The organism is Streptomyces sp. ICN903 (genome assembly GCF_022015835.1).
In the GTDB taxonomy this organism is placed as follows: Bacteria; Actinomycetota; Actinomycetes; order Streptomycetales; family Streptomycetaceae; genus Streptomyces; species Streptomyces fenghuangensis.
The window spans coordinates 1-23732 of the sequence record NZ_JAKMAY010000063.1 but is presented as its reverse complement, the minus strand read 5'-3'; the positions used below and the strand labels follow the sequence as shown (position 1 = coordinate 23732).

General features: G+C 71.9%; 28 protein-coding genes. 20 read left to right on the top strand and 8 right to left on the bottom strand.

Annotation, left to right across the window (positions count from 1 at the left end; translation table 11 throughout):
* Positions 1 to 81: 81 nt before the first annotated feature.
* Positions 82 to 828, bottom strand: a complete 747-nt coding sequence (locus L7D48_RS09265; protein ID WP_237878497.1) for an alpha/beta hydrolase — start codon at positions 826 to 828, stop codon at positions 82 to 84.
* Between the two features lie 333 nt (positions 829 to 1161).
* On the opposite strand from L7D48_RS09265, the gene L7D48_RS09260 reads away from it, so the two are divergent.
* On the top strand, positions 1162 to 1602 hold the full coding sequence (locus L7D48_RS09260) for a hypothetical protein (RefSeq protein WP_237878496.1): 441 nt from the start codon (positions 1162 to 1164) through the stop codon (positions 1600 to 1602).
* Here the strand turns inward: L7D48_RS09260 and argJ are convergent.
* Positions 1590 to 2786, bottom strand: a complete 1197-nt coding sequence (argJ, locus tag L7D48_RS09255) for a bifunctional glutamate N-acetyltransferase/amino-acid acetyltransferase ArgJ (RefSeq protein ID WP_237878495.1) — start codon at positions 2784 to 2786, stop codon at positions 1590 to 1592. The two genes, L7D48_RS09260 and argJ, sit on opposite strands and share 13 nt — an antisense overlap.
* A gap of 176 nt (positions 2787 to 2962) precedes the next feature.
* Here argJ and L7D48_RS09250 point away from each other — a divergent pair, with 176 nt between their 5' ends.
* The 4 genes from L7D48_RS09250 (at position 2963) to L7D48_RS09235 (ending at position 6330) form a co-directional block, all read left to right on the top strand.
* Complete coding sequence (locus L7D48_RS09250; RefSeq protein ID WP_374491777.1) at positions 2963 to 3184, top strand: type II toxin-antitoxin system VapB family antitoxin; 222 nt, start codon at positions 2963 to 2965, stop codon at positions 3182 to 3184.
* Positions 3185 to 3775: 591 nt separating this feature from the next.
* Positions 3776 to 4201 (top strand): hypothetical protein, encoded by a 426-nt coding sequence (locus L7D48_RS09245; RefSeq protein WP_237878494.1) that lies wholly within the window; start codon positions 3776 to 3778, stop codon positions 4199 to 4201.
* Positions 4201 to 5559, top strand: coding sequence for a hypothetical protein (locus tag L7D48_RS09240; protein ID WP_237878493.1), 1359 nt, complete (start codon positions 4201 to 4203; stop codon positions 5557 to 5559). Before L7D48_RS09245 ends, L7D48_RS09240 begins: the two co-directional genes overlap by 1 nt.
* 3 nt (positions 5560 to 5562) lie before the next feature.
* The gene (locus L7D48_RS09235; RefSeq protein ID WP_237878492.1) at positions 5563 to 6330 is read left to right on the top strand and encodes a hypothetical protein; all 768 of its coding nucleotides are present in this window, start codon (positions 5563 to 5565) and stop codon (positions 6328 to 6330) included.
* 138 nt (positions 6331 to 6468) lie between these two features.
* Here the strand turns inward: L7D48_RS09235 and L7D48_RS09230 are convergent, their stop codons facing one another.
* The 3 genes from L7D48_RS09230 to L7D48_RS09220 form a co-directional block, all read right to left on the bottom strand.
* Positions 6469 to 6996 (bottom strand): GNAT family N-acetyltransferase, encoded by a 528-nt coding sequence (locus L7D48_RS09230; RefSeq protein WP_237878491.1) that lies wholly within the window; start codon positions 6994 to 6996, stop codon positions 6469 to 6471.
* 61 nt (positions 6997 to 7057) lie between these two features.
* Entirely contained in the window at positions 7058 to 7264 is a 207-nt protein-coding gene (locus L7D48_RS09225; protein ID WP_237878490.1) for a DUF397 domain-containing protein, read from the bottom strand.
* Positions 7265 to 7278: 14 nt separating this feature from the next.
* Positions 7279 to 8136, bottom strand: a complete 858-nt coding sequence (locus L7D48_RS09220; protein ID WP_237878489.1) for a helix-turn-helix transcriptional regulator — start codon at positions 8134 to 8136, stop codon at positions 7279 to 7281.
* A 195-nt stretch (positions 8137 to 8331) separates the two neighbouring features.
* Here L7D48_RS09220 and L7D48_RS09215 point away from each other — a divergent pair, with 195 nt between their 5' ends.
* From L7D48_RS09215 to L7D48_RS09165, 11 genes are all read left to right on the top strand, one after another.
* A complete protein-coding gene (locus L7D48_RS09215) occupies positions 8332 to 8538 on the top strand; it encodes a hypothetical protein (protein WP_237878488.1) in 207 nt (68 codons plus the stop codon).
* Positions 8535 to 8774 carry a hypothetical protein gene (locus L7D48_RS09210; protein WP_237878487.1) on the top strand — a complete coding sequence of 80 codons (240 nt, stop codon included), beginning with the start codon at positions 8535 to 8537 and terminating at the stop codon, positions 8772 to 8774. Before L7D48_RS09215 ends, L7D48_RS09210 begins: the two co-directional genes overlap by 4 nt.
* A gap of 157 nt (positions 8775 to 8931) precedes the next feature.
* A complete protein-coding gene (locus L7D48_RS09205; RefSeq protein ID WP_237878486.1) occupies positions 8932 to 9471 on the top strand; it encodes a PadR family transcriptional regulator in 540 nt (179 codons plus the stop codon).
* Complete coding sequence (locus tag L7D48_RS09200) at positions 9468 to 10166, top strand: ABC transporter ATP-binding protein (RefSeq protein WP_237878485.1); 699 nt, start codon at positions 9468 to 9470, stop codon at positions 10164 to 10166. The genes L7D48_RS09205 and L7D48_RS09200 overlap by 4 nt, the downstream gene beginning before the upstream one ends.
* The gene (locus L7D48_RS09195) at positions 10163 to 11728 is read left to right on the top strand and encodes a hypothetical protein (RefSeq protein WP_237878484.1); all 1566 of its coding nucleotides are present in this window, start codon (positions 10163 to 10165) and stop codon (positions 11726 to 11728) included. The genes L7D48_RS09200 and L7D48_RS09195 overlap by 4 nt, the downstream gene beginning before the upstream one ends.
* Before the next feature lie 95 nt (positions 11729 to 11823).
* Positions 11824 to 13095: a 1-deoxy-D-xylulose-5-phosphate reductoisomerase gene (dxr, locus tag L7D48_RS09190; protein WP_237878483.1), complete on the top strand. Its 1272-nt coding sequence runs from the start codon at positions 11824 to 11826 to the stop codon at positions 13093 to 13095.
* Complete coding sequence (locus tag L7D48_RS09185) at positions 13092 to 14396, top strand: RIP metalloprotease (protein WP_237878482.1); 1305 nt, start codon at positions 13092 to 13094, stop codon at positions 14394 to 14396. The genes dxr and L7D48_RS09185 overlap by 4 nt, the downstream gene beginning before the upstream one ends.
* 154 nt (positions 14397 to 14550) lie before the next feature.
* The gene (ispG, locus tag L7D48_RS09180) at positions 14551 to 15705 is read left to right on the top strand and encodes a flavodoxin-dependent (E)-4-hydroxy-3-methylbut-2-enyl-diphosphate synthase (protein ID WP_237878481.1); all 1155 of its coding nucleotides are present in this window, start codon (positions 14551 to 14553) and stop codon (positions 15703 to 15705) included.
* An 89-nt stretch (positions 15706 to 15794) separates the two neighbouring features.
* Positions 15795 to 16640 carry a GNAT family N-acetyltransferase gene (locus L7D48_RS09175; protein ID WP_237878480.1) on the top strand — a complete coding sequence of 282 codons (846 nt, stop codon included), beginning with the start codon at positions 15795 to 15797 and terminating at the stop codon, positions 16638 to 16640.
* Between the two features lie 74 nt (positions 16641 to 16714).
* Entirely contained in the window at positions 16715 to 17251 is a 537-nt protein-coding gene (locus tag L7D48_RS09170) for a GNAT family N-acetyltransferase (protein ID WP_237878479.1), read from the top strand.
* Between the two features lie 66 nt (positions 17252 to 17317).
* Complete coding sequence (locus tag L7D48_RS09165; RefSeq protein WP_237878478.1) at positions 17318 to 19039, top strand: proline--tRNA ligase; 1722 nt, start codon at positions 17318 to 17320, stop codon at positions 19037 to 19039.
* Between the two features lie 41 nt (positions 19040 to 19080).
* Here the strand turns inward: L7D48_RS09165 and L7D48_RS09160 are convergent, their stop codons facing one another.
* The 3 genes from L7D48_RS09160 to L7D48_RS09150 are packed head-to-tail and all read right to left on the bottom strand — an operon-like array spanning position 19081 to position 21135.
* A complete protein-coding gene (locus L7D48_RS09160) occupies positions 19081 to 19992 on the bottom strand; it encodes an aminoglycoside phosphotransferase family protein (RefSeq protein WP_237878477.1) in 912 nt (303 codons plus the stop codon).
* A gap of 43 nt (positions 19993 to 20035) precedes the next feature.
* The gene (locus L7D48_RS09155; RefSeq protein WP_237878476.1) at positions 20036 to 20581 is read right to left on the bottom strand and encodes a ferritin-like domain-containing protein; all 546 of its coding nucleotides are present in this window, start codon (positions 20579 to 20581) and stop codon (positions 20036 to 20038) included.
* Entirely contained in the window at positions 20581 to 21135 is a 555-nt protein-coding gene (locus tag L7D48_RS09150) for a hypothetical protein (RefSeq protein ID WP_237878475.1), read from the bottom strand. Before L7D48_RS09150 ends, L7D48_RS09155 begins: the two co-directional genes overlap by 1 nt.
* A gap of 269 nt (positions 21136 to 21404) precedes the next feature.
* Here L7D48_RS09150 and rimP point away from each other — a divergent pair, with 269 nt between their 5' ends.
* From rimP to L7D48_RS09130, 4 genes are all read left to right on the top strand, one after another.
* The gene (gene rimP, locus L7D48_RS09145; protein WP_237878474.1) at positions 21405 to 21956 is read left to right on the top strand and encodes a ribosome maturation factor RimP; all 552 of its coding nucleotides are present in this window, start codon (positions 21405 to 21407) and stop codon (positions 21954 to 21956) included.
* Between the two features lie 2 nt (positions 21957 to 21958).
* Positions 21959 to 22984: a transcription termination factor NusA gene (gene nusA / locus L7D48_RS09140; protein WP_237878473.1), complete on the top strand. Its 1026-nt coding sequence runs from the start codon at positions 21959 to 21961 to the stop codon at positions 22982 to 22984.
* Positions 22985 to 23058: 74 nt separating this feature from the next.
* Entirely contained in the window at positions 23059 to 23337 is a 279-nt protein-coding gene (locus L7D48_RS09135; RefSeq protein WP_237878472.1) for a YlxR family protein, read from the top strand.
* A gap of 169 nt (positions 23338 to 23506) precedes the next feature.
* Positions 23507 to 23732: translation initiation factor IF-2 N-terminal domain-containing protein (locus L7D48_RS09130; RefSeq protein ID WP_237878471.1), on the top strand; the 226-nt coding region annotated here is incomplete at its 3' end.

Below are 23732 nucleotides of genomic sequence, written 5' to 3'. Positions count from 1 at the left end.
CCCTCCACCCGCACGGATGTCCACCGCCCCATCCCCTGACCGCGCCTCCCGCGGTGTGTCCGGCCCGCCATCGGCAGGCGGCTACCCGGGTACGGGCAGTCCCGCGGCGCGGGCCAGGACGCGGGCCGCGGTGCGGCCGGCCGCCAGAGCGCCCGCGGCGCGGGCCGGGACGCAGCGCTGCCGCGCGGGGTCGTACTCGGTCATCACCACGCCCGCGTGGTCGGCGTCGGTCTCGGTGAGGGTGACCGGCCATCCCCACCGGTCGAGGACGGGCACGAAGTCCCGTGAGTGGTGGATGTCCGCGATGTCGTCGGCGGTGCCGTGCACCAGATGGACGGGCACCGGTCCGGCGGACGTCGCGGCCAGTGCGCCACGCAGGTTGCCCAACCCCATCTCCGGGCGCTCCCAGAGGTACTTGCCCGCGATCCCGGCGACCGCCGCGGGCCGCCATCCGCCCATCAACTCGGGCCGGACCGCGACGCTCACCGCGACGTACGCGCCCAGCGACCAGCCGGCCAGCACGATCCGGCCGGCGTCGCCGCCGAACTCGCCCGCCCGCTCCCGGGTGAAGCGCACCGATGCCGACAGGTGCCCCCAGCCGCCGTCGGGCGCGTCCGGGCACCAGTCGGGCACCACGACCAAAAGCCCCAGCGAGGCGGCCTGACGTGCGAGCGGCGCGAGTACGTCCCGCCCCTCCGGCCCCCTGCCGTGCCAGAGGAGAACCGTGGGGGTGGGGGCTGAGACGTGGGCGGGGCGGTGGACGTCCAGTAACCGGCCGCCGGGTTCGTGGACGACGCCTTGCTCGGTGCTGATCGCGATCTCGTTCATGCCCGGTCGAACGACTCGGCGCGGGCGAAGGTGCCGAGTCGTTCGACCGGGCGGGGCGATTTCCGGCGGGCCCGTCGGCGCGCCCGGCCCAGTCCACCCGGTCTCCGAGGGACTCCAGCAACTCGCGCAGTGGTCCGGCCAGTTCGCCTTGTCCGGCCCCGGTGGATCCGCGGAACGTGGGCGACGGCATTCTGAACCGCCTGCGGTACCGGGCCGAGCGCTGACGTACCGACAGCCGATCGCCGACCCGGGGACGGGCGACCACACGATCGCCCGTCCCCGCCCACCGAGTACTCGGAGAACGGTGTGATCCGTATGCGTCGCCTCGCGGCGGTGGCAGCCATCCTCCTCGTCATCTGCCAGGCCCTGTTCGTCGCCTTCTTCGCTTTCATGCTCCTGCCCTCGTACGTCAGGGGCTTCGCACCTCTCGACATGCCCGCCGAGGAGGTGGAGGGCAAGGTCATGCGCCTCCACCTTCTGGGCGGGGCCTTCACGGCCATGAGTGCGTGGATGTGCTGGGCCCTCGCCCGGTCCATGCGCTCCGGACACTCCAGTGGGCGGGCCCTCGCGGTCTGCGCGCTGCTGGAAGCGGGACTGCTGGCCCACGCCGTGTACAAGATGGAACCGATGTCCGCCTCGGGCACGGCCGTCACGCTCCTTCTCGTCCTGCTGTGCCGCCCGCGCGGCTCCGAACCCGGAGGCCAGGTCGAATCCGTGACGACTTCACCGCCAGGGGCGGGCACTTCTCCGGCCGGTCCTGGTCAGGTCGTGTAGTCCGCGTTGACGCGGATGTAGCCGGCGGACAGGTCGCAGCCGTAGACCGTGGCCTCGGCCTCCCCGAGGCCGAGCGTGATGAGGATGTCGACCTCGTCCCGGCGCATGGTCTCGGAGAGCCTGCCGAGGGTGTCGGCCCCGGGCTCCTCGGGGTAGACCTCGATGTCGCCGAACCTCACGGTGACGTCGTCCGGTGCGATGTCGGTGTCACCGGTGTTCTTGCCGACGGCCATCAGCACCCGGCCCCAGTTGGGGTCGGCGCCGTGGACGGCGGTCTTGACCAGGGGCGAGTTCACCACGCTCTTGGCGACGCGTCTGGCCTGCCCGTGGTCGCGGGCCCGGGCGACGGTGACGCGCAGGAGCTTGGTGGCGCCTTCGCCGTCGCGGGCCATCTGGAGGGTGAGGTCCAGGCAGAGGTCGGCGAGGGCCTCGGAGAACTGCGCCGGATCGACCGGCCCCGCCGCGCCGTTGGCGATGACCGCCACCGTGTCGGAGGTGGAGGTGTCGGTGTCGATGCTCAGGCAGTTGAACGTGCGGTCCACCGCCGTGCGCAACGCGCCGTCCAGACCTGCCGGGGACATCTCCGCGTCGGTGAAGACGTAGGCCAGCATCGTGGCCATGTCGGGCTCCAGCATCCCGACGCCCTTGGCGACGCCCACGACGCGGGCCTGCCCGACGGTCCGTGCGGCGGTCTTCGGGCGGGTGTCGGTGGTCATCATCGCGCGGGCCACGTCCAGCGGCCCGGCGGTGAACGCCGCGAGGCCGTCGCGGGCGGCCTCGTCGAAGTGCGCGCGGACGGCGTCCATCGGCAGTGGGCGCCCGATGACTCCGGTGGAGCCGATGAGCACCTCGTTCGCCGGGATACCCAGGATCTGGGCGACGCGCCGGACGACCTCGGCGGCGTTCTCCTCGCCCCGGCGCCCGGTGGCGACGTTCGCGTTCTGCGCCAGCGTCGTCACGGCGCGCAGGCTCCGCCCCTCGGCGTGCGCACGGCTGAGGAGCACGGCCGGACCCGCGAAGAGGCTCTGTGTGAACATCGCCGCACTGGTGGCCGGCCGGTCCGACACGACGATCGAGATGTCGTCACCGTGCTCGCGCAGCCCGCCGTGCCCCGTGCGGGCCCGGAAGCCGACCGGCCACGTCACGGGGGAAGCGCCCTGCTCGAATGCATGATCATGCGTCATAACGCATATACTTGCGCCCCAAGTGTGGGCTGTCCAGCCGTATTCCGGGAGTCCGCCCGAGGTCGCCCTCGTCTCGCCTTGCGGCCGGGGAGCCTTCGTTCCCAGGCGAGGGGCGAAGCGGCGGCTCGTGGTCGAACCAGAGATATGCCTGGCTGCCAGGTGGATATATCGGAGGTGTGGTCACGGCCAAGATGCTGATCGACATCGATGAGAAACTGCTCGCCGACGCCGCGATCGTCTTCGGTACCAAGAACAAGAAGGACACGGTCACGTCCGCCCTGCGCGAAGGTGTGGAGCGCAAGCGCCGTGCCATAGCATTCGCCCGGCTCGCGGCGAAGGCGGAGGCGGAGGCCGGAGCGTTCGACGAACTCCTGGAGAAGAAGAACTACCGACCGTGACCGCCGCCGTCTGCCTGATCGGCACCAGTGCCCTGGTACGCATCCTCCGGCAGCCCGCGCGCGACACCTGGGAGAAGCCCCTGACCGAGGGGATCATCGCGCGCTGCCCGGTGACCGAGGTCGAGTTCCTGTACAGCGCCCGGAACGCCGAGGACCGCGCCGAGCTGGTGGCGGACCTCGACGCGATCTTCGGCCGACGAAGCGAATCGTGGTGGGAACGGCGGTTCGAAGCCGCATCGCAAAGGATCATGCTGGTGGAGCCGGCCTGTGTCCGTCCGGATCACGGGCAGCGAAAGCAAGGCGACACCGGAGTGGACATCGCGGTGGTTCTGCTCCCAGCCCCTGCCCCCACCGCCGCCCGGATCGCCGGGCCCCCAGGCCCGTACCTCGCCTCATGGCTGGTCCGCTCCGGCACCTCTGCTCCGTTCCTTCCTCGCGGCAGACCGATCCGCGCGACACCGGTTGTCGAAAACCAGCCGGTATGCCTTTGCTCCGGAGAAGGCCGTCAAGCAGGATGCCTCTGTATCAGCGGGGGCTGCACCAGTGGAGGCAGAGACCGGCTCGCCCCTGGCCGGACACATGAGGGGGAACATGTCATTCGACGACGAGTGGAATCAGCTCGTGGCGGAGGCGAGTCGCAGGCGCGAGGCGCAGACACGGCTCGCGTCCGCGGAGGAAGGTGGCCGGAGTGGGGCCGACCTGGCAAACGCGGACTTCGGACTGGAGGACGGACCGATCCGGTCGAAGGCGTCGGGCATCCGCACGGCCAACACCGACGCCCGGTCGAAGTCGAAGCTGGCCGATGCGCGGGCGGCGGGAACAAGTCACTCCGGTTGGCTTGCCGGTGCCGCGAGCAACGACTGCGTGAACGCCTGGCAGAAGCGGCTCCACGGTCTGAGTGACCTCGTCGAGGACGCCGCCGACGCGCTGACGAAGGCGATGGACCAGCAGATCGACCAGGACCGCTCCACGGCGGCCGGACTTCGGGCGTCGGCCCGCTGGCTGGAGGGCGCCTGATGGTCTCCGTCCCCGAACTTGATACCGCCAGTCCCCGGAAGTGGCGGGACGCGGCCGACGACGCGGTGGCTGCGGCGAAGCAGTGCGACGGACTCGCCTCCTACGCCCGTGACGAGGTGGCCGAGACACTACGGACCTGCTGGGTGGGCGACACCGGCAAGGCCGCCCGCAGCCGCTTCGTCAGGCACGCCGACGACTACGAGGCGGCAGCCGTCGCCTTACGCGCCCTGGCGCGTGTCTACGACGATCTCGCCGACGACATCGCCGACGCGCAGAGGGACCTGCACGGTGCACTCGACTACGCACGCAGGCACGACCTGAAGGTGGACGACAGCGGCCGTGTGCAGTCGGCCCAGTCCGTCATGGGCCCCAGGGGCGGCGGTGAGCACCTGGAGCCGGTGAAGCACGCCCGCGACATCATCTCCGCCGCGCTGTCGAAGGCCACCCGGGCGGACATCGAGGCCGCGCGGGCGCTGCGCACCATCGAGGGGCTCACCGGCATCGGTGATCCGAAGCTGGTGAGAGACGCGCTCAAGGACGACAGTCCGCTGGGCATAGCGCTACGTCTGTCGGGCGGGCTCGACGGGCTTCACCGGATCAACGTCCCGCCGACGGTCCTCGCCGCGGTCGATCGGGCCGCGCTGGAGACGGGCATGAGCCGGAAACTTCTGCTGGCCGTCCTGTGGCAGGAGCAGCAGTGGCACCAGAACCACAGTCCGAGCCTGCGCGGGCCGGTCACCGAGTTCGGCCGGCTCTTCAACTGGAGCCTCGCCGTTGGACCGAAGCCGGACAAGTCGCTGGGGATCACCCACATCAAACTGGAAACGGCGCGTCGGACCATAGCGAATCATCCTCAGGCCTTCCGGCTGACGGACGGTAGATCTCTGAACGACGTGAGCGACGCGGAACTCGCGGCCGAGATCGAGGCGAACCCGGAACTGGATGTGCGACTCAGCGCTTACCATCTGATGGACCTCAAGGAGAATCCATACGGCTCCAGGTCGGACAAGGATCTCTTCGTGCTCTATGCCGCCGACACTTCCGAGGTCCGGGAATTGAACGAGCAGTACGGCATCGAGTCCGACCAGCGTGGAGGCGACATCAAGGCCCGAGGGGAGAACTGGGACAAGATCGAGCCGCACATTGAGGACGCCATGGCCTGGGAGGCTCTCGGCGAGGAGGAACGTGTTTCGGCAACCAGGCAGTTGGAGTCGCACACGCCTGCCGGGCACAGTGTCTCCGTCGCTCCGATCTACAGCACCGGTGGCCCGATCGGTGGCTCGGGCACCGATGAGCCCGAGCCTGGCACTCCGTCTCCGAGTCCGGGTCCGTCGCCTGCTCCGCCGAAAGGCGGTTGAGCTGTGAGGAAGACCACGTCGGTGCTGACATCCTGGCTTCTTCTGACGCTTACAGCCTGTGGTGCTTTCACCCAGAACAGCGGGAGTCCGATGACGCCAATACCTGACAGCGTTCCTTCGAAGCCGCTGTTCAGGTCTACGGACGAACTCCTGACCGCGCTGGGCGAAGGAGGCGTCGACTGCGAGGTGTTGCGTCGCCGGGAGGGAGGACTCGACTGCATGGCGGAAATCGACGGAGTGAAGGTGGGGAGTGAGATCTCAGTCTTCGATACCGAAGTGGTCGAGGAAGGCGAGATTGGGCGGTCCATCACCAGTCGCCGGAAAGAGCCGTACAGTCACACTCTGGTCGCCGCCGGCAACTGGTACATCCGCGTGCTGGACCCCGCATACGCGCCCCAGGTGGCCGAGGCGCTTGACGCCGTTGTCCTTCCGCCACTGTTCCCGCTGCCTGACATTCCGAAGAAGCCTCGCTACAAGGATCTCGACTCGCTTGCGGATGCGCTGGACGCCTCTGTGGGGTGTGAGAGGCGTGAGAGGGAGAAGGGCGCGGCGGACGCGATGACGTGCGTGACGGAGCGGTCGGAGGAGCCCTGCGCCTATCTGGAACTGCACGACACGTCCGCCGAGCGCGATGACGCGCTGCGCCTGGCCATCAGCGTGCCGGAACTCCCCAGGTTCGTCGTCACGGCGGGGAACTGGTCCATCCAGTTCTGCGACAGGTCCCTGGGGCGCGAGGCGGCCGACGATCTGGGAGGAGTAGTCGTCTCCTGAACCGGATCCGCTGTCAGCAGGGCGTCCGGAAACCGAGAGCAGGGGGTGGTCGGCCCGCCACAAATGCACGCGGTCCGCGACGGCGGACCCGCATGGAATCGCGCAGTGCCCGGGAGGAGCTTGCGGCTCTGCGCCCGCTCACACGCGGCTGAACGGCTCGGCGTAGGCGAAGGTGCCGCGCAGGGCGGGATCCTCGGGGGCATACGCGGCGAGGGTGCGGACCTGGAAGTACTCACCCCAGGCGGGGTCGGGCGGGGTGATGCCGTACTCGGTGGAGGTGCGGAAGCCGAAGCGGCGGTAGTAGGCGGGATCGCCGAGCAGGGCCACCAGCGGTTCGCCGAGGGCGTCGGCGGCGCCGAGTGCGGTGTGCGTCAGTGCCGAACCGGTGCCGCGTCCCTGGTGGTCGGGGTGGACGCTGATGGGACCGAGTCCCAGGGCGGGCGCGGTGCCGATGCGCCCCCGGGTGCACACCACATGGCCGACGACCTCGCCGCCGGGGCCCTCGGCCACCAGCGACAGCGTGGGCAACCATGCCTCGCAGCGGCGCAGTTCGTCCAGGAGGGTGACCTCCACCGGGACGGGCGTCTGCGACCGGGCGGCGAAGGCCGCACCGGTCACGGCGCGTACGGCGGAGACGTCGGCGGGGCTCTCGCGTCGGATCAGCACCGGGGCAGTCTGCGCCGCCGCGTCGGGTGTGGGCAACGGGATTACGCCTGCCGGTGGGTGGTCAGTTTTCCGCGCGTACCCGCTCCAGGAAGGCCGCCCACGGCGCCGCGCCGAAGGCGAGCGCCGGCCCGGCGGAGTCCTTGGAGTCCCGCACGGCCGTCCGCCCGCCGGGCAGGGCTGCGGTCTCCACGCAATTGCCCTCGCCACCGCTGTAGCTGGATCTGAGCCAGCCGCTCGGTATGTCGGCGCTGTTCGATTCCTTTGCCATCTGCTCTGTCTCCTCTACCGGCCGGTCAGCAACTCGGCGATCGCTGCGTGGGACTGGCGAGGGCTGAGTGCTGCCGCGCGTAGTGCGTCGAGGGCATCAGCGTATGTCTTCGCCTCGTCCGGACTGTCAAGGTAGACGGTCGTGATCAGGCCTTCTTCGCAGACCACCTGGCTTTCCTCCGGCAGCGGGAAAGTGAAGACCACAAACGGTCCGTTGCCGCCGGGGTGCTCCCCTGCGTCGATCGGAAGGACCTGGAGGGTGACGTTGGGCAGCTCGGTCAGGGAGAGCAGATGGCGGAGCTGTCGGTCCATCGTGTCCGGACCGCCGACCCTGCTGCGCAGAGCCGCTTCCCCGACCACGGCCCAGAACTGGACACCCCGCCCGTCGGTCAGCAGGTTCTGCCTGTTGGCGCGTACTTCGAGCCTGCGCTCGACATCCTCCTCGGTGCGCACCGATGGATAGGCGCTGATCACAGCGCGAGCGTAGTCACGGGTCTGGAGAAGTCCCGGAACGAGGAGCGGTTCGTAGCAGCTGATCTCGGCCGCTTCGGCTTCAAGCTCGATGAAGTCCGTGTAGCCGGGGCGCAGTACGCCGGCGTGGCGCTGCCACCAGCCCGACTCCTTCCCCTTACGAGCCATCTCGAGGAAGGCGTCGACCCGGGCTGGGTCGGTGACGCCGTAGAGCGAGAGCAACGCACGCAGGTCGCGAGTTCGCACCCCGGAACGGCCCAGCTCCAGGCGGGAGATCGTCGCTTTGTGGCACTCCAGGTGGCGTGCCGCGTCCTCCAGGGTGAGGTCCTTGGCCTCGCGCAGCCTCCGCAGTGCTGATCCCAGCCGACGACGTCGGACTGTGGGCTTGAGGTCGGCGGGCATGGGTCCTCCTTCAACGGCTTTGACAAGAGGTCAGTTTGCCGAAGAAGCGGGGCGTGGGTATGCGAATCGATGAAGTTGAGTGTTCGTGTTGCACTTCGAAGAGTTGCGATGTCATGGTGAGTCCGACACGTTGGGTGTCCAATTCGTCACGCCGGGAGTTCACGGCCCGGTGATCGGATGTCGGGAGTGCGAGAGATGCACGCAACGCCAAGCAAGAGGGACGCGCGGTACGACCGGGTGCGGGACCGGGTGACCGTCCCCGTCACCGTCCACGGGGACGACGGGATGTCCGTCGAGACCGAGATGGTGCTGGAGCCAAGCCAGTTGGAGCTGCACTACGCGCAGCTCGGCCGGCCGATCGAGTGCCGCGACCGGTACGGGCGGACGGGGGAGTGGGCGTGAGCGCCGCGCCGCTGCCGAGGCGGGCCACCTCCGAGGTGGTACTCGAACTGCCCGCCGACACCCCCGACGACCGCCTCAACGGCCGGGCCTGCGTCCACTGCGGCACCCGTACCGCGCCGCTCGCCTACGTCGGGTGGGCGCGGGTCGCCACCGGGCGGCCCGGCGGGCATCTGTCCTGTCCGGTCAGCGCCTGCGCCGACTGCCGCGCGCGGCGGGCCCGGCGGGCGGCGCGGTGACGCGCTACGCGCTCGCGGTGGCCGAGACCGTCCTGACGGCGCTCACCGTGCTGTCCGCCTCCGGCGCCGCCTGGCTGCTCGCCTCCGGATGAGCGACAACAGGTCTCAACAAGACGCGACTTGACGGCGACTATTCTCTCAGGGAATAGTCGCCGTCATGTCGACCGCAGCCCATGTACTGCTCGCCCTGCTGGCCGCCGGGCCGCAGCACGGCTACGACCTGAAGAAGGCGCACGACCAGCGCTTCCCCAAGGCCAAGCCGATCGCCTTCGGCCAGGTCTACGGCACGCTCGGCAGGCTGGAGCGCGACGGCCTGGTGGAGAAGCGCGGTCAGAGCCGCGAAGGAGGGCCGGACCGCACCGAGTTCGCCCTCACCGACGCCGGACGCGAGAAGCTGCGCACCTGGCTGGAGGAGATCGAGACCCCGGCCCCGTACGTCACCAGCACCCTGCTGGCCAAGGTCGTCGTCGCCCTGCTGGTCAGCGGCGTCGAGCAGGCCCGCGGCTACCTCGCCGAACAGCGCCGGGCGCACACCGCGCGGCTGCGTGAGCTGACCGCCGTCAAGACCGACCCCAAGTCCTCGCTCGGCGACGTGATCGCCGCGGACTTCGCCATCGCCCACCTCGACGCCGACCTGCGCTGGTTGCACACCACGCTGGACCGCGTCGCCGACCTGCACCGGGAGGTGCACCCATGACGCTCCTGCAAGCACGCGGGATCGTGAAGTCCTACGGGCCGACGCCCGCGCTCCGCGGCGTCACCGTGGAACTGGCCGAGGGCGAGATCCTCGCCGTCACCGGACCCAGCGGCTGCGGCAAGTCCACCCTGCTGCACTGCATGGCCGGAATCCTGCGCCCCGACGCGGGCGAGGTGCTGTACGGGGGGCAGCGCCTCGACACCCGCTCGGAGGCCGACCGCTCCCGGCTGCGGCGCACCGACTTCGGGGTGCTGTTCCAGTTCGGACAGCTCGTCGCCGAACTGACGGCGGCCGAGAACGTCGCCCTGCCGCTGCTGCTGGCCGGCAAGGGGCGGCGCGAGGCGCGTACCGCCGCGCTGAACTGGCTCGAGCGGCTGGAGGTGGCCGACGTGGCCGACTCCCGGCCCGGCGAGATGTCCGGCGGCCAGCAGCAGCGGTGCGCCGCCGCGCGGGCGCTGGTCACCGAACCGAAGGTGCTCTTCGCCGACGAGCCCACCGGCGCGCTGGACGCGCTGGCCGGGGAGCGCCTGCTCGGGCACCTGACGCGGGTCGCCCAGGAGCAGCGCACCAGCATCGTGCTCGTAACCCACGAGGCGTCGGTGGCCGCCTACGCCGACCGCGAGGTCACCCTCAGGGACGGGGAGTCGGACCCGACCGGGCTCGGTATCGATGTATCGACAGGTGGTCGCCGGTGAAGCCCAGCGCACTGCTCAGGCTGGCCCTCGCCGGGACGCGCACCGACACCCTGCGAGTGGTGCTCACCGCCGTCAGCGCGATGCTCGCCGCCCTGGCACTCCTCGCCGCGCTGACGGTGCTGGCCATTCCCATTCCCGCCGGGTTCGGGCCGCGTGACGGCAGCGACGCATGGGCCGACCAGTACACCAGCGCACTCCTGAAGGAACCCGGGCTGCGCCCCGGCGTGGCCGCAGGCCTGCTGCTGCTCACCATCCCGGTACTGGCCCTGGCCGGGCAGTGCGCCCGGCTGGGCGCGCCCTCCCGCGACCGGCGGCTCGCCGCGATCCGGCTGGCCGGCGGCACCCCGCGCCAGACGATGACCGTCGCCGCCGCCGAGACGGGGGTGGCGAGTCTGCTGGGCACCTGCGCCGGGCTCGCGGTCCATCTGATCGGGCGCGAGGTACTGCACCGTCCGGACACCGAGGGCAGGATCCCGCTGCCCACCGATGTGTTGCCGTCCGCCCCGGCCCTGGCCGCCGCCGTACTCGGACTGCCGCTGCTGGCGGCGCTCGCCGCCGCGGTGATGCTGCGCCGAGTGGTGGTCACCCCGCTGGGGGTCGTCCGGCAGGCGCGGCAGAAGAGGGCGCCGAGGCCGTGGCCCGCCGTCCTGATCGTGCTCGGTGTGGGCGCGTCCCTCGCCCTCGAAGCGATCCGGAAGAACTACGAGGACTCCGGCGACCCTGCCGTCTCCTCCTTCCTGCCGCTCCTGCTGCTCCTCGGAGGGGGACTGGCGGCCGCCCTCGGCGTGGTGCTCGGCACCGGCTGGATCTCCCACACCACCGGCCGGGTGCTGCACCGTTTCGCCCGCCGCCCGGCCCCGCTGCTGGCCGCCCGCCGGCTGCTGGCCGACCCCTGGCACGGCAGCCGCACTCTCGCCGCCCTGCTGGTGGCCGTGGTCTTCGGCGCGGGAGCACTGGCCGTACGAGCCTTCTTCGCCACCATGCTGGAGGCGCGCCAGGAGGTGCAGCGCTTCTACGACGAGGCGGCCGGACAGGAGACGACGGACGGGTACGGCACGGACACCTTCTACCTCGACGCCATGGACGTGGTGGACACGGCCGTCGCCGTGGGGCTGGTGATCGCGGCCGCCGGTCTGCTGGTCACCGTCGCCGAGGCCGCCGTCGCCCGCCGCCGCGCCCACGCGGCCCTGGCCGCCGCGGGCGTGCCCCGCTCCGTGCTGGGCCGGGCACTGGTGTGGCAGACGTTCGCGCCCCTGGTTCCGGCCGTGGCGCTGGCGATGACCGTGGGAACCCTGATGGGCCGGGGGTACTTCGGCGCGGAGGTGCGGGAGGGCGGCGGCCAGGCGCAGACCTGCGACGCCGCCCCCACCCTGTGCGAGGAGAACTTCGAGAAGTACAGCCACCTGATCGAAGTGCCCGACGTCGTGCGCGCCGTCCCCGTGCCGCTGGGCGACCTCGCCCTCCACGGGCTGGGCGTACTGGCCCTCGTCGCAGCCGCCACCGGCCTCGGGCTGCTGTTCCTGCGCCCGGGCACCTCGGTGGAGGAGCTGCGCACCGGCTGACGGCCGGGTGGCAGCCGGACACCGGCCGGGTGGCGCGGGGCGGCGCGGCGCGACGCGGTGTCCGGGCCGTCTCGCGGACCGGACACAATAGGGGGATGACCGACAGTCCCGCCCCTCTCGCAGACCCGCATCTGCGCCACCCGGCCGACGCCTCCGCCGGGGACGGCCCGCGCGACATCGTGATCCTGGGCTCCACCGGATCGATCGGCACCCAGGCCGTCGACGTGGTGCTGGCCAACCCCGACCGCTTCCGGGTGACCGCCCTGTCCGCCGCGGGCGGCCGGGTGGAGCTGCTGGCGGAGCAGGCCCACCGGCTGAAGGTCCGCGCCGTCGCGGTCTCCGACGCCGGCAGGGCCGGCGAGCTGCGCGAGGCGCTGCGCGCCCGCTACGGATCGGCCGAGCCGCTGCCCGAGGTGCTGGCCGGGCCGGACGCGGCCACCGAACTGGCCGCGTCCGAGTGCCACACCGTCCTCAACGGCATCACCGGCTCCATCGGCCTGCGCCCCACCCTGGCCGCCCTTCAGGCGGGCCGCACTTTGGCCCTGGCCAACAAGGAGTCCCTGATCGTCGGTGGCCCGCTGGTGAGGGCGCTGGCCGAGCCGGGGCAGATCATCCCCGTCGACTCGGAGCACTCCGCGCTGTTCCAGGCGCTGATGAGCGGCACCCGCGCCGAGGTCCGCAAGCTGCTGGTGACCGCCTCCGGCGGCCCCTTCCGGGGACGCACCCGCGAGGAGCTGGAGCACGTCACCCCCGAGGACGCCCTGGCCCACCCCACCTGGGCGATGGGCCCGGTGATCACGGTCAACTCCGCGACCCTGGTCAACAAGGGCCTGGAGGTCATCGAGGCACACCTGCTGTACGACATCCCCTTCGACCGCATCGAGGTCGTCGTCCACCCGCAGTCCTACATCCACTCGATGGTGGAGTTCGCGGACGGCTCCACCATCGCCCAGTGCGGCCCGCCCGACATGCGGCTGCCCATCGCACTCGGCATCGGCTGGCCGCACCGAGTGCCCGACGCCGGCCCCGTCTTCGACTGGTCCAAGGCGATGAGCTGGGAGTTCTTCCCGCTGGACGAGAAGGCCTTCCCGTCCGTGGCGCTGGCCTGCCACGTCGGGGCCCTGGGCGGCACCGCGCCGGCGGTGTTCAACGCCGCCAACGAGGAGTGCGTCGAGGCGTTCCTGTCCGGCGGGCTGCCGTTCAACGGCATAGTGGATACCGTCGCCGCGGTGGTCGAGGAGCACGGCACCCCCAAGGGGGGCGATCTGACCCTGGACGAGGTGCTCGACGCCGAGACCTGGGCGCGCGCCCGCGCCCGCGAACTGGCGGCACACATGACACGACCGACAGCGGAGGCACGCGCATGACGACGGTGATGACCATCCTCGGCATAGTCGTCTTCGTCGTCGGCCTGCTGTTCTCCATCGCCTGGCACGAACTGGGCCACCTGTCCACGGCCAAGATGTTCGGCGTCCGCGTGCCGCAGTACATGGTCGGCTTCGGCCCCACCCTGTGGTCGCGGAAGAAGGGCGAGACCGAGTACGGCATCAAGGCGATCCCGCTGGGCGGCTACATCCGCATGATCGGCATGTTCCCGCCCGGTGACGACGGCGCCGTCCGGCAGCGCTCCACCTCCCCCTTCCGGGGGATGATCGAGGACGCCCGCGCGGCGGCCTACGAGGAGCTCCAGCCGGGCGACGAGAAGCGGATGTTCTACACGCGCAAGCCCTGGAAGCGCGTGATCGTGATGTTCGCCGGCCCGTTCATGAACCTGGTGCTGGCCGTGGCGATCTTCCTCGGCACGCTGATGACCTTCGGCATCAACACCACGACCACCACCGTCTCCTCCGTCTCCGAGTGCGTGGTCAGGGTCTCCGAGCGCACCGACACCTGCCCGAAGGGCGCCCCCGACTCCCCAGCCAAGGCCGCCGGCCTGAAGCCCGGCGACACCATCGTGGCCTTCAACGGGGCCGAGGTCACCGAGTGGGACGACCTCCAGCGGCGCATCCGGGACACCATCGGACCGGCCACCATCACCGTCGAGCGCGACGGCGAGCGCCAGGTCCTCCAGGCGAACCTGGTGAAGAACCAGGTCGCCAAGTCCGACGGGCGCGGTGGCTACGTCGAGGGCGAGTACGTCACCACCGGCTTCCTCGGCTTCTCCCCGGCCACCGGCGTGGTCGAGCAGTCCTTCCCGCAGGCCGTGGACCGCATGGGCGACATGATGGTCGCCGGCGCCGAGGCGCTGACCCGCCTGCCGGAGAAGATCCCCGGCCTGTGGAACGCGGCCTTCGCCGGCGCCGAGCGCGAACAGGACTCCCCGATGGGCGTGGTCGGCGCGGCCCGCGTCAGCGGGGAGATCTTCGCCCTGGAGATCCCGGCGGAGCAGCGGGTGGCGATCACCCTCCTCACCCTCGCCCTGTTCAACCTCTCCCTGTTCCTGTTCAACATGCTGCCGCTGCTGCCGCTGGACGGCGGCCACATCGCGGGAGCCCTGTGGGAGTCGCTGCGCCGGGGCCTGGCCAGGGTGCTGCGCCGCCCCGACCCCGGCCCGTTCGACGTGGCGAAGATGATGCCGGTGGCGTACGTGGTGGCGGGCGTCTTCGTCTGCTTCACGCTGCTGGTGCTCATCGCGGACGTGGTCAACCCCGTACGCCTGACCGGCTGACGCGGCGGTGCGGGGCCGCGGGCGCGCGCCCGCGGCCCCGCACCGCGTACGGCGGACCACGGTGTGCCCCGGGCACCGGGCGTACCGTAATCTCGGAGGCCGGAGCCCGCCGCCGAACGGGGCACTGAACCACAGCTTGGGGTTGCACACCACAATGACAGCCATTTCGCTCGGAATGCCGTCCGTACCGACCAAACTGGCCGACAGACGGGTCAGCCGGAAGATCCAGGTCGGCTCGGTGGCCGTCGGAGGCGACGCCCCGGTCTCCGTGCAGTCGATGACCACCACCGTCACCGCCGACGTCGGCGCCACGCTCCAGCAGATCGCGGAGCTGACCGCTTCGGGTTGCGAGATCGTCCGGGTGGCCTGCCCGTCCCAGGACGACGCCGAGGCGCTGCCGATCATCGCGAAGAAGTCCCAGATCCCGGTGATCGCGGACATCCACTTCCAGCCCAAGTACGTCTTCGCCGCCATCGACGCCGGCTGTGCGGCCGTGCGCGTCAACCCGGGCAACATCCGGCAGTTCGACGACAAGGTCAAGGAGATCGCCAAGGCGGCCTCCGACGCCGGTGTCCCCATCCGCATCGGCGTCAACGCCGGCTCCCTGGACAAGCGGCTGCTGGCCAAGTACGGCAAGGCCACCCCCGAGGCGCTGGTGGAGTCCGCGCTGTGGGAGTGCTCGCTGTTCGAGGAGCACGGCTTCCGCGACATCAAGATCTCGGTCAAGCACAACGACCCGGTCGTGATGGTCAACGCCTACCGGCAGCTCGCGGCCCGGTGCGACTACCCCCTCCACCTGGGCGTCACCGAGGCCGGCCCGGCCTTCCAGGGCACCATCAAGTCGGCCGTCGCCTTCGGCGCCCTGCTGAGCGAGGGCATCGGCGACACCATCCGCGTCTCGCTGTCCGCGCCGCCGGTGGAGGAGATCAAGGTCGGCATCCAGATCCTGGAGTCCCTCGGCCTGCGCCAGCGCCGGCTGGAGATCGTCTCCTGCCCCTCCTGCGGCCGCGCCCAGGTGGACGTCTACAAGCTCGCCGACGAGGTCACCGCCGGTCTGGCGGGCATGGAGGTCCCGCTGCGGGTGGCCGTCATGGGCTGCGTCGTCAACGGGCCCGGCGAGGCCCGCGAGGCCGACCTCGGGGTCGCCTCCGGCAACGGCAAGGGCCAGATCTTCGTCAAGGGCGAGGTCATCAAGACCGTCCCCGAGTCGAAGATCGTCGAGACCCTCATCGACGAGGCCATGAAGATCGCCGAGCAGATGGAGAAGGACGGCGTGATCTCCGGCGAGCCGGAGGTCTCCGTCAGCTGACCGACCGGCCGGGGCCGCCCGCCACAGCCCGGGGGTAGAGTCGAAAAGACGCTCCCCCGCCACCACGGCCGCACGGTGAGGCATCCCACGTGTTGACGACCACCACCACCCGTGTCGTCGAGCCCCACGAGCTCGACGACGCCCTCGCGGTACTCGACCGCGAACCGGTCAACAACGCCTTCGTCGCCGCCCGCGTCCGGGTCGCCGGTCTGGACCCGTGGCGGCTGGGCGGCGAGATGTGGGGCTGGTACCACCGCGGGCGGCTGGAGTCCCTGTGCTACGCGGGCGCCAACCTCGTCCCCGTGTGCGCGGGGCGGGAGGCGGTGCGCGCCTTCGCCGAGCGGGCACGCCGCCAGGGGCGGCGCTGCTCGTCGGTCGTCGGCCCGGCCGGGCCCACCGCGGCCCTGTGGGCCCGGCTGGAGCCGCACTGGGGGCCGGCCCGCGAAGTCCGCCGCCACCAGCCGCTGATGGTCGCCGACCGTATGCCTGAGGGCATACGGCCCGACCCGTACGTGCGGCGCGTCCGCAAGGACGAGATGGATGTGCTGATGCCCGCCTGCGTGGCGATGTTCACCGAGGAGGTCGGCGTCTCGCCGATGGCCGGGGACGGCGGGCTGATCTACCAGGCCCGGGTCGCCGAACTGGTCGGCGCCGGCCGCTCCTTCGCCCGCATCGAGGACGGCCGGGTGGTCTTCAAGGCCGAGATCGGCGCCGTCACACCGCGGGCGTGCCAGATCCAGGGCGTGTGGGTCGCGCCCGAACACCGCGGCCGGGGCCTGTCCGTCGCCGGCATGGCGGCGGTGCTGCGCTACGCGCTGACCGAGGTCTCCCCGGTCGTCAGCCTCTACGTCAACGACTACAACACCGCCGCCCGCGCCGCCTACCGCCGGGTCGGCTTCCGCGAGGTCGGCGAGTTCATGAGCGTGCTGTTCTGAGCGGTCCCGGACCGGCCGCCGCCCGCGCGGGTGTTCGCCGGATCCACCCGGCCCCTCCAGTATGGTCGTTCACCATGGAAGACGCCCAGGTCGGTCCCCTGGACCTCGCAGCCCGCGTGGACGAGGCACTCGCCGTACAGGCCGTCGCCTTCGGACTGACCGACGACGAGGTGGAGGTGCGCCGCCACATCGTGCTGCGGCACGCCGCCTCCCCCGGAGTCCGGGCACTGGGCGCCACCACGCCGCACGGGCGGCTGGTCGGCTTCGTCTACGGCATGCCCAACGACCGTACGCAGTGGTGGTCCACGGTTGTCGAGCCGTACCTGCGGCGCAACGGGAACGCCGGATGGCTGGACGACGCCTTCGTCATCACCGAGCTGCACGTCCACCCGGCGTACCAGAAGCACGGCCTCGGCCGGGAGCTGATCACCACGATCACCGACGCCGCCGCCGAACCGCGCTCCATCCTCTCCGCGATCGACACCGAGAGCCCGGCCCGTGCCCTCTACCGCTCGCTCGGCTACCGCGACCTGGCCCGCCACGTGCTGTTCCCGAGTGCCGGGAGCCCGTACGCGGTGATGGGTGCGCCGCTGCCGCTGCGGCGCCGGTAGTCTCCTGGGCGGGCCGCAGCACCGCCGCGGCCCCGCAAACCGACCCACCGCACGCAGGAGAAACCCATGGCAGCCCGTGTCCAGCGCATGTCCCGGCTCATGCTGAAGACGCTGCGCGAGGACCCGGCCGACGCCGAGACCATCAGCCACAGGCTCCTGGTCCGCGCCGGCTACGTACGCCGCACCGCCGCCGGGATCTGGACCTGGCTGCCGCTGGGCAAGCAGGTCCTGGAGAACGTCACCCGGATCGTGCGCGAGGAGATGGACGCCATCGGCGCCCAGGAAGTACTGCTCCCGGCCCTGCTGCCGAAGGAGCCCTACGAGACCTCGGGCCGCTGGGAGGAGTACGGCGACCTGCTGTTCCGCCTCAAGGACCGCAAGGGCGCCGACTACCTCCTCGGGCCCACCCACGAGGAGATCTTCACCCAGGTCGTCAAGGACCAGTGCACGTCCTACAAGGACCTGCCGGTGATGCTCTACCAGATCCAGACCAAGTACCGCGACGAGGCCCGCCCGCGCTCGGGCGTCCTGCGCGGCCGGGAGTTCCTGATGAAGGACTCCTACTCCTTCGACACCACCGACGAGGAGCTGGCCGAGTCCTACCGGCTGCACCGCGAGGCGTACGTGCGGATCTTCACCCGGCTCGGCCTGGACCACCGGGTCGTCTCCGCCGTCTCGGGTGCGATGGGCGGCTCGGCCTCCGAGGAGTTCCTCGCCCCGGCCGCCGCCGGCGAGGACACCTTCGCCGACTGCCCGGCCTGCGGCTACGCGGCCAACACCGAGGCCGTCACCTTCCCGCTGAAGCCGGCCGACCCCATGGGCCACCCGCCCGTCGAGGAGCTGGACACCCCCGACACCCCCACCATCGAGACCCTCGCCGACCACCTGGGCGTGCCCGCCTCCGCCACCCTGAAGAACCTGCTGGTCAAGGTGGACGGGGAGATCTGGGCCGTGGGCGTGCCCGGCGACCGCGAGGTGGACCTCGGCAAGCTCACCGAGCACCTGGCGCCCGCCACCGTGGAACTGGTCACCGCCGAGGACTTCACCGGCCGCCCCGCCCTGGTGCGCGGTTACGTCGGCCCGCAGGGGCTGGCCGGCATCGCCTTCCGCTACGTCGCCGACCCGCGCGTGGCCCCCGGCACCTCCTGGATCACCGGGGCCAACAAGCCCGACACCCACGCCCGCAACGTGGTGTGCGGCCGCGACTTCGAGGTCGACGAGTACCTGGACGTGGTCACCGTCGAGGACGGCGACCCCTGCCCGTCCTGCGGGGAGGGGCTGAAGCTGGACCGGGCCATCGAGATCGGCCACATCTTCCAGCTCGGCCGCAAGTACGCCGACGCCTTCTCCCTGGACGTGCTCGGCCGCGAGGGCAAGCCCGTCCGCGTCACCATGGGCTCCTACGGCATCGGCGTCTCCCGCGCGGTGGCCGCGCTCGCCGAGCAGACGGCCGACGGCCAGGGCCTGTGCTGGCCGCGCGAGGTCGCCCCGGCCGACGTCCACGTCGTCGCCGCCGGCAAGGGCACCCAGATCGAGATGGCACTGGAACTGGCCGGGAGGCTGGCCTCGGCCGGGGTGCGCGTCCTGGTGGACGACCGTACGGGCGTCTCGCCCGGTGTGAAGTTCACCGACGCGGAGCTGATCGGCGTGCCGGAGATCCTGGTGGTGGGCCGGGGCGCGGCCAAGGGCCTGGTGGAGCTGAAGGACCGGCGCACAGGCGAGCGCGAGGAGGTGCCGGTGGACGAGGCGGTGGAGCGGCTGGTCCGCTCGGCCGGCGCGACCGCCTGAGCCGTCGCCGCGGGCCCCGGTGAGGGGCCCGCGGCGACGGCTCACAGCCAGCCGGCGAACTCCAGAAGCGCCTCGCCGTCGGCACGGTCGCCGGCGGCGATGTGCCGCGCGCCCGACTCCACCGCCCGGTACAGGCTCCAGCCGCGCAGCCGTTCGCGGTCCACGTCCAGGGAGTTCGCCAGTTTGCCCACCCGGCGCCGGGCGATCGCCGGAGCGCCGGATCCGGCGGCCAGGTCGTGCAGCCGGTCGCGGACCAGCCGGGCCAGGTCGTACGCCCGCTCGCCCACCAGCGGATCGGGACCGACCACCAGCCAGTGCGCCCGCCCCGGATCCCCCGACAGCACCGCGCCCTGCCGGAAGTCGCCGTGCAGCAGCACGTTCTCGGGAGCGCCGGCGAGCAGTTCGGAGCGCAGCGCCAGGGCCTCGTCGGCCAGCGGGCGGGCCTCCCTCGGCACATGCGCGCGGATGCCCTCCGCCGCCCGGGCGGTGTGCTCCTCGACGCTTTTGAAGGGGTGCTCGTCGTCGGGGACGCCCGGGGGCGTGGGGGACACCCACAGCCGGTGCAGCGCCGAGACCGCCTCCAGGGTGGCCTTCGCGTCCGGCAGCGAACGCAGCGACACGTCCGCGTGCAGCCGTTCCAGCAGCAGTGCGCCGTCCTCGGGCGCGGCGTCCAGCAGCCGTACGGCGCCGTGTCCCTCCCATCGGGACAGTGCCGCCGCCTCGTCCGCCGCGCCGGCGGCGCGCAGCTTCAGCGCGGCCGGTGAGCCGTCCGCGCGGCGGACCAGGACGACCAGGCTGCCGCGTCCGCCGGGGGAGACCACCCGCTCGGCCGTCAGCTCCCAGCGCTCCAGCGACGCCCGCACCAGGCCGGGCAGCCGTGCCAGCCAGGGGGAGTCCGCGCCCAGGAAGCGCACCAGCCGCTGCGGGGGTTCGACGTGCGGAGCCGATGTCATGCCGGGCGTCCCTTTCGTCGTCGGCGTTGCGCGGAGGAGCCCTTCAGAGGGACTCCGGGCCCGCCGGCGCGGCGCGCTCGGCGAGACCTGGGAAGGGTACGCCCGTGCCGCGCCAGCGTGCCGCGCGGACGGCGGCCTCCCGCAGCGCGGCGGCCGCCTCCCGCCGCAGCCCGTCCTCGCCGGCCCGGACCAGATCGGCGTAGACGGCGGCCACCCGCTCCTCCAGCTCGGCGGCGAGCCGCACCGCCGCGGCGCCGTCCGGGACCGGGAAGGGCAGGGAGTAGGCCGCCGCGGCGGGCTCGGGAGTGCCGCCCATCCGCCGCACCGCGCGGCGCAGGGCGTCACGGCGCGCGCGGTGGGCGTCGTGTGCCTGCCGCGCCTGTGCGCGCCGGTCCTCGGCGATCCGCCCGCCCACGACGCCGTAGCCGTAGACGGCGGCGTGCTCGGCCGAGAGCGCGGCCTGCAGGGCGGTCAGGGCGGCGTCGTCCTTCCCGCCGGGGGAGGGGGACGCGGGGGAGCCCGGGGAAGCGGCCGTTGCCGTCGCCGGGCTCGCCGCCGGATTCGTCGCGGGGTTCGCCGCCTGGTTCATCACTCGCCGTCCGTGAGCAGGTAGACGTGGACCGCCCCGGCCGCCGCGACGGACGCGAACAGCCGGGCGAGCTCGGGCGGGGCGCCGTCGAGGGCCCGGGTGAGGGCGTCGGCCGCGGCGCGTTCGGCGTTCGCGAGGGCGGACAGCGCGCGCCCGGGATCGGCGGGCACGCCCGATTCGGCGCTCCGGGAGGCGTCCGGGGCCGGGGGGCCGCCGGTGCCCGCGGAGGCCCTGGGGGATCCGGAGGTCTTCGGGCTCGCCGAAGCGCCGGGCTCCGTCCCGCCGAAGGCCCTCACATGCCGCGCCACGTCCGCCCGCAGCGGTCTCAGCCGCTCCGCCAGGTCCGGGTGCGCGGCGAGGGTGCGGTCGTAGCGGGCCAGCAGCGCGGCGCTGCCGCGTGCGGCGGCGCCGCGCAGCCGCTCGCCCGCGGAGGCGAGCCTGCGCTCGGCGGCCGTCGGCTCCTCCTGCGAGCATCCGGTCAGCAGCAGCGCGGCGGCGCCCGCCGCACCGGTGGCCAGCAGGCTCCGCCGGCGGGGACGCGGGTCGAACGGCACGGGCGCTCCCAGGGCAGGTGGTTCGGCGGCGCGGGGGGACGGGCGGCGATCACCGCGGATGTGAGCGTACCCGTGTTCGTACCGTCCCCCTCGGCGGGGCACCGCCGCGCCCCGCGCATGCCCCGTGCGGGGGACGGCCGCCCGGCGCAGCGCCTCCGGACGTCCGGGCCGTCTGGTCGGCGCGACCCGCGGCAGACGATAGGCTTGACCCCCGTAACCCCAGGACTGGACGTTCCCACAACAGCACACGCGGCCGAGGAGTCACCCGGATGAGCACCACCCAGAGCGAGAGGCTGCGAGGACTGCTGGAGCCTCTCGTCACCGCGAAGGGGCTGGATCTCGAGGAGATCGCCGTGACTCCGGCCGGAAGACGGCGGGTGCTGCGCGTGGTGGTGGACTCCGACGACGGCGTACAACTCGACACCTGCGCGGAGCTGAGCCGCGAGGCCTCCGAGGCGCTGGACGAGACCGACGTGATGGGCGGCGCCCCGTACGTCCTGGAGGTCACCTCACCCGGCACCGACCGCCCGCTGACCGAGCCGCGGCACTACCGCCGCGCCGTCGGCAGGCTGGTCAGGGCGCAGCTGACACAGGAGGCGGGCGGCGGCGAGCTGGTCGCCCGCGTCGGCGCGGCGGACGAGGACGGCGTGGACATGGAGGTGCCCGGCGTCAAGGGGCGCAGGCCCACCGCCCGCCGGCTCGCCTACACCGAGATCGCCAGGGCCCGGGTGGAGATCGAGTTCAACCGCAAGGCCGCCGAGAAGGCCGAGAAGGCGCGTCAGGCTGCGGCCTCTGACGAAGAGAGCCAGGAGGAGGCGTAGCCGTGGACATCGACATGAGTGCCCTGCGGGGTCTGGTGAGGGAGAAGGAGATCTCCTTCGACCTGTTGGTCGAGGCGATCGAGGCCGCTCTCCTCATCGCGTACCACCGCACCGAGGGAAGCCGCCGCCAGGCCCGCGTGGAGCTGGACCGCTCCACCGGCCATGTGACGGTGTGGGCCAAGGAGGACCCCGCCGACCTGCCCGAGGGCGCCGAGCCGCGCGAGTTCGACGACACCCCCTCCGGGTTCGGCCGGATCGCCGCGACCACCGCCAAGCAGGTCATCCTGCAGCGTCTGCGGGACGCCGAGGAGGAGGTCACCCTCGGCGAGTACGCCGGACGCGAGGGCGACATCGTCACGGGGGTCGTCCAGCAGGGGAAGGATCCGCGCAGCGTCCTTGTTGACATCGGCAGGCTCGAGGCGATCCTGCCCCCGCAGGAGCAGGTGCCCGGCGAGGACTACTCGCACGGCACCCGGCTGCGCACCTATGTCGTGCGGGTCGCCAAGGGCGTACGCGGTCCGTCGGTGACCCTCTCGCGCACCCACCCCAACCTGGTGAAGAAGCTCTTCGCCCTGGAGGTGCCCGAGATCGCGGACGGCTCGGTGGAGATCGCGGCCATCGCGCGCGAGGCCGGGCACCGCACCAAGATCGCGGTACGGTCCACCCGCGCGGGCCTGAACGCCAAGGGCGCGTGCATCGGCCCGATGGGCGGCCGGGTGCGCAACGTGATGGCCGAGCTGCAGGGCGAGAAGATCGACATCGTGGACTGGTCGGACGACCCGGCCGAGATGGTGGCCAACGCGCTCTCGCCCGCCAGGGTGAGCAGGGTGGACGTCGTGGACGCCGCGGCCCGGTCGGCCAGGGTCACCGTGCCCGACTACCAGCTCTCGCTGGCGATCGGGAAGGAAGGGCAGAACGCCCGGCTCGCCGCCCGGCTCACCGGCTGGCGGATCGACATCCGCCCGGACGTCGAGCAGAGCGGAGAACGCGGTGGGGAGCACCGGGGGAGCGGCGCGGAGAGGGGCTGAGAGTTCTGTCACCGTCCGTACCCCCCTGGCGACCCCGCCAACGGCGCAATCGGCGCGGGGAGGTAGACTGAAGAGTGTCTGACCGGACGCGCGCCCGCGCATGCCCTGAACGCACCTGTGTGGGTTGTCGGGAGCGGTCGGGCAAGGGCGATCTGCTGCGTGTGGTGCTGGTCGGGAACAGATGCGTTCCGGACCATCGCGGTACGCTGCCCGGCCGGGGTGCTTATCTGCACCCCGCACCGACCTGTGTCGACCTGGCGGTCCGCCGCCGGGCGTTCCAGCGGGCCTTCCGGGCCGGCGGACCGCTCGATACCGCGGAACTGCAGCAGGCAGTACCGCGGGCAACACCGTAAGACAGCAAGCACGCACGACGTCCGTACGGCACCCCGCCGTGCGGGACAGGTACCTCGCGAGTTGGAAGTAGGTCGAGATTGCGATGAGCACTCGATGAGTACGCGATGAGTACGCCCATGCAGTAGCGAAGGTCCGGCGGACGAATCCCCCCGGACCGTAAGGAGCGAAGTGGCTAAGGTCCGGGTATACGAGCTCGCCAAGGAGCTTGGAGTCGAGAGCAAGGTCGTCATGGCCAAGCTCCAGGAACTCGGTGAATTCGTCCGTTCGGCGTCCTCGACGATCGAGGCGCCGGTGGTACGCAAGCTGACCGACGCGTTCGACGCGGGCAACGGCGCCGGAGGCGCCAAGAAGTCCGCCGCGAAGCCCGCCGCCCCCCGCAAGGCGGCCCCCAAGC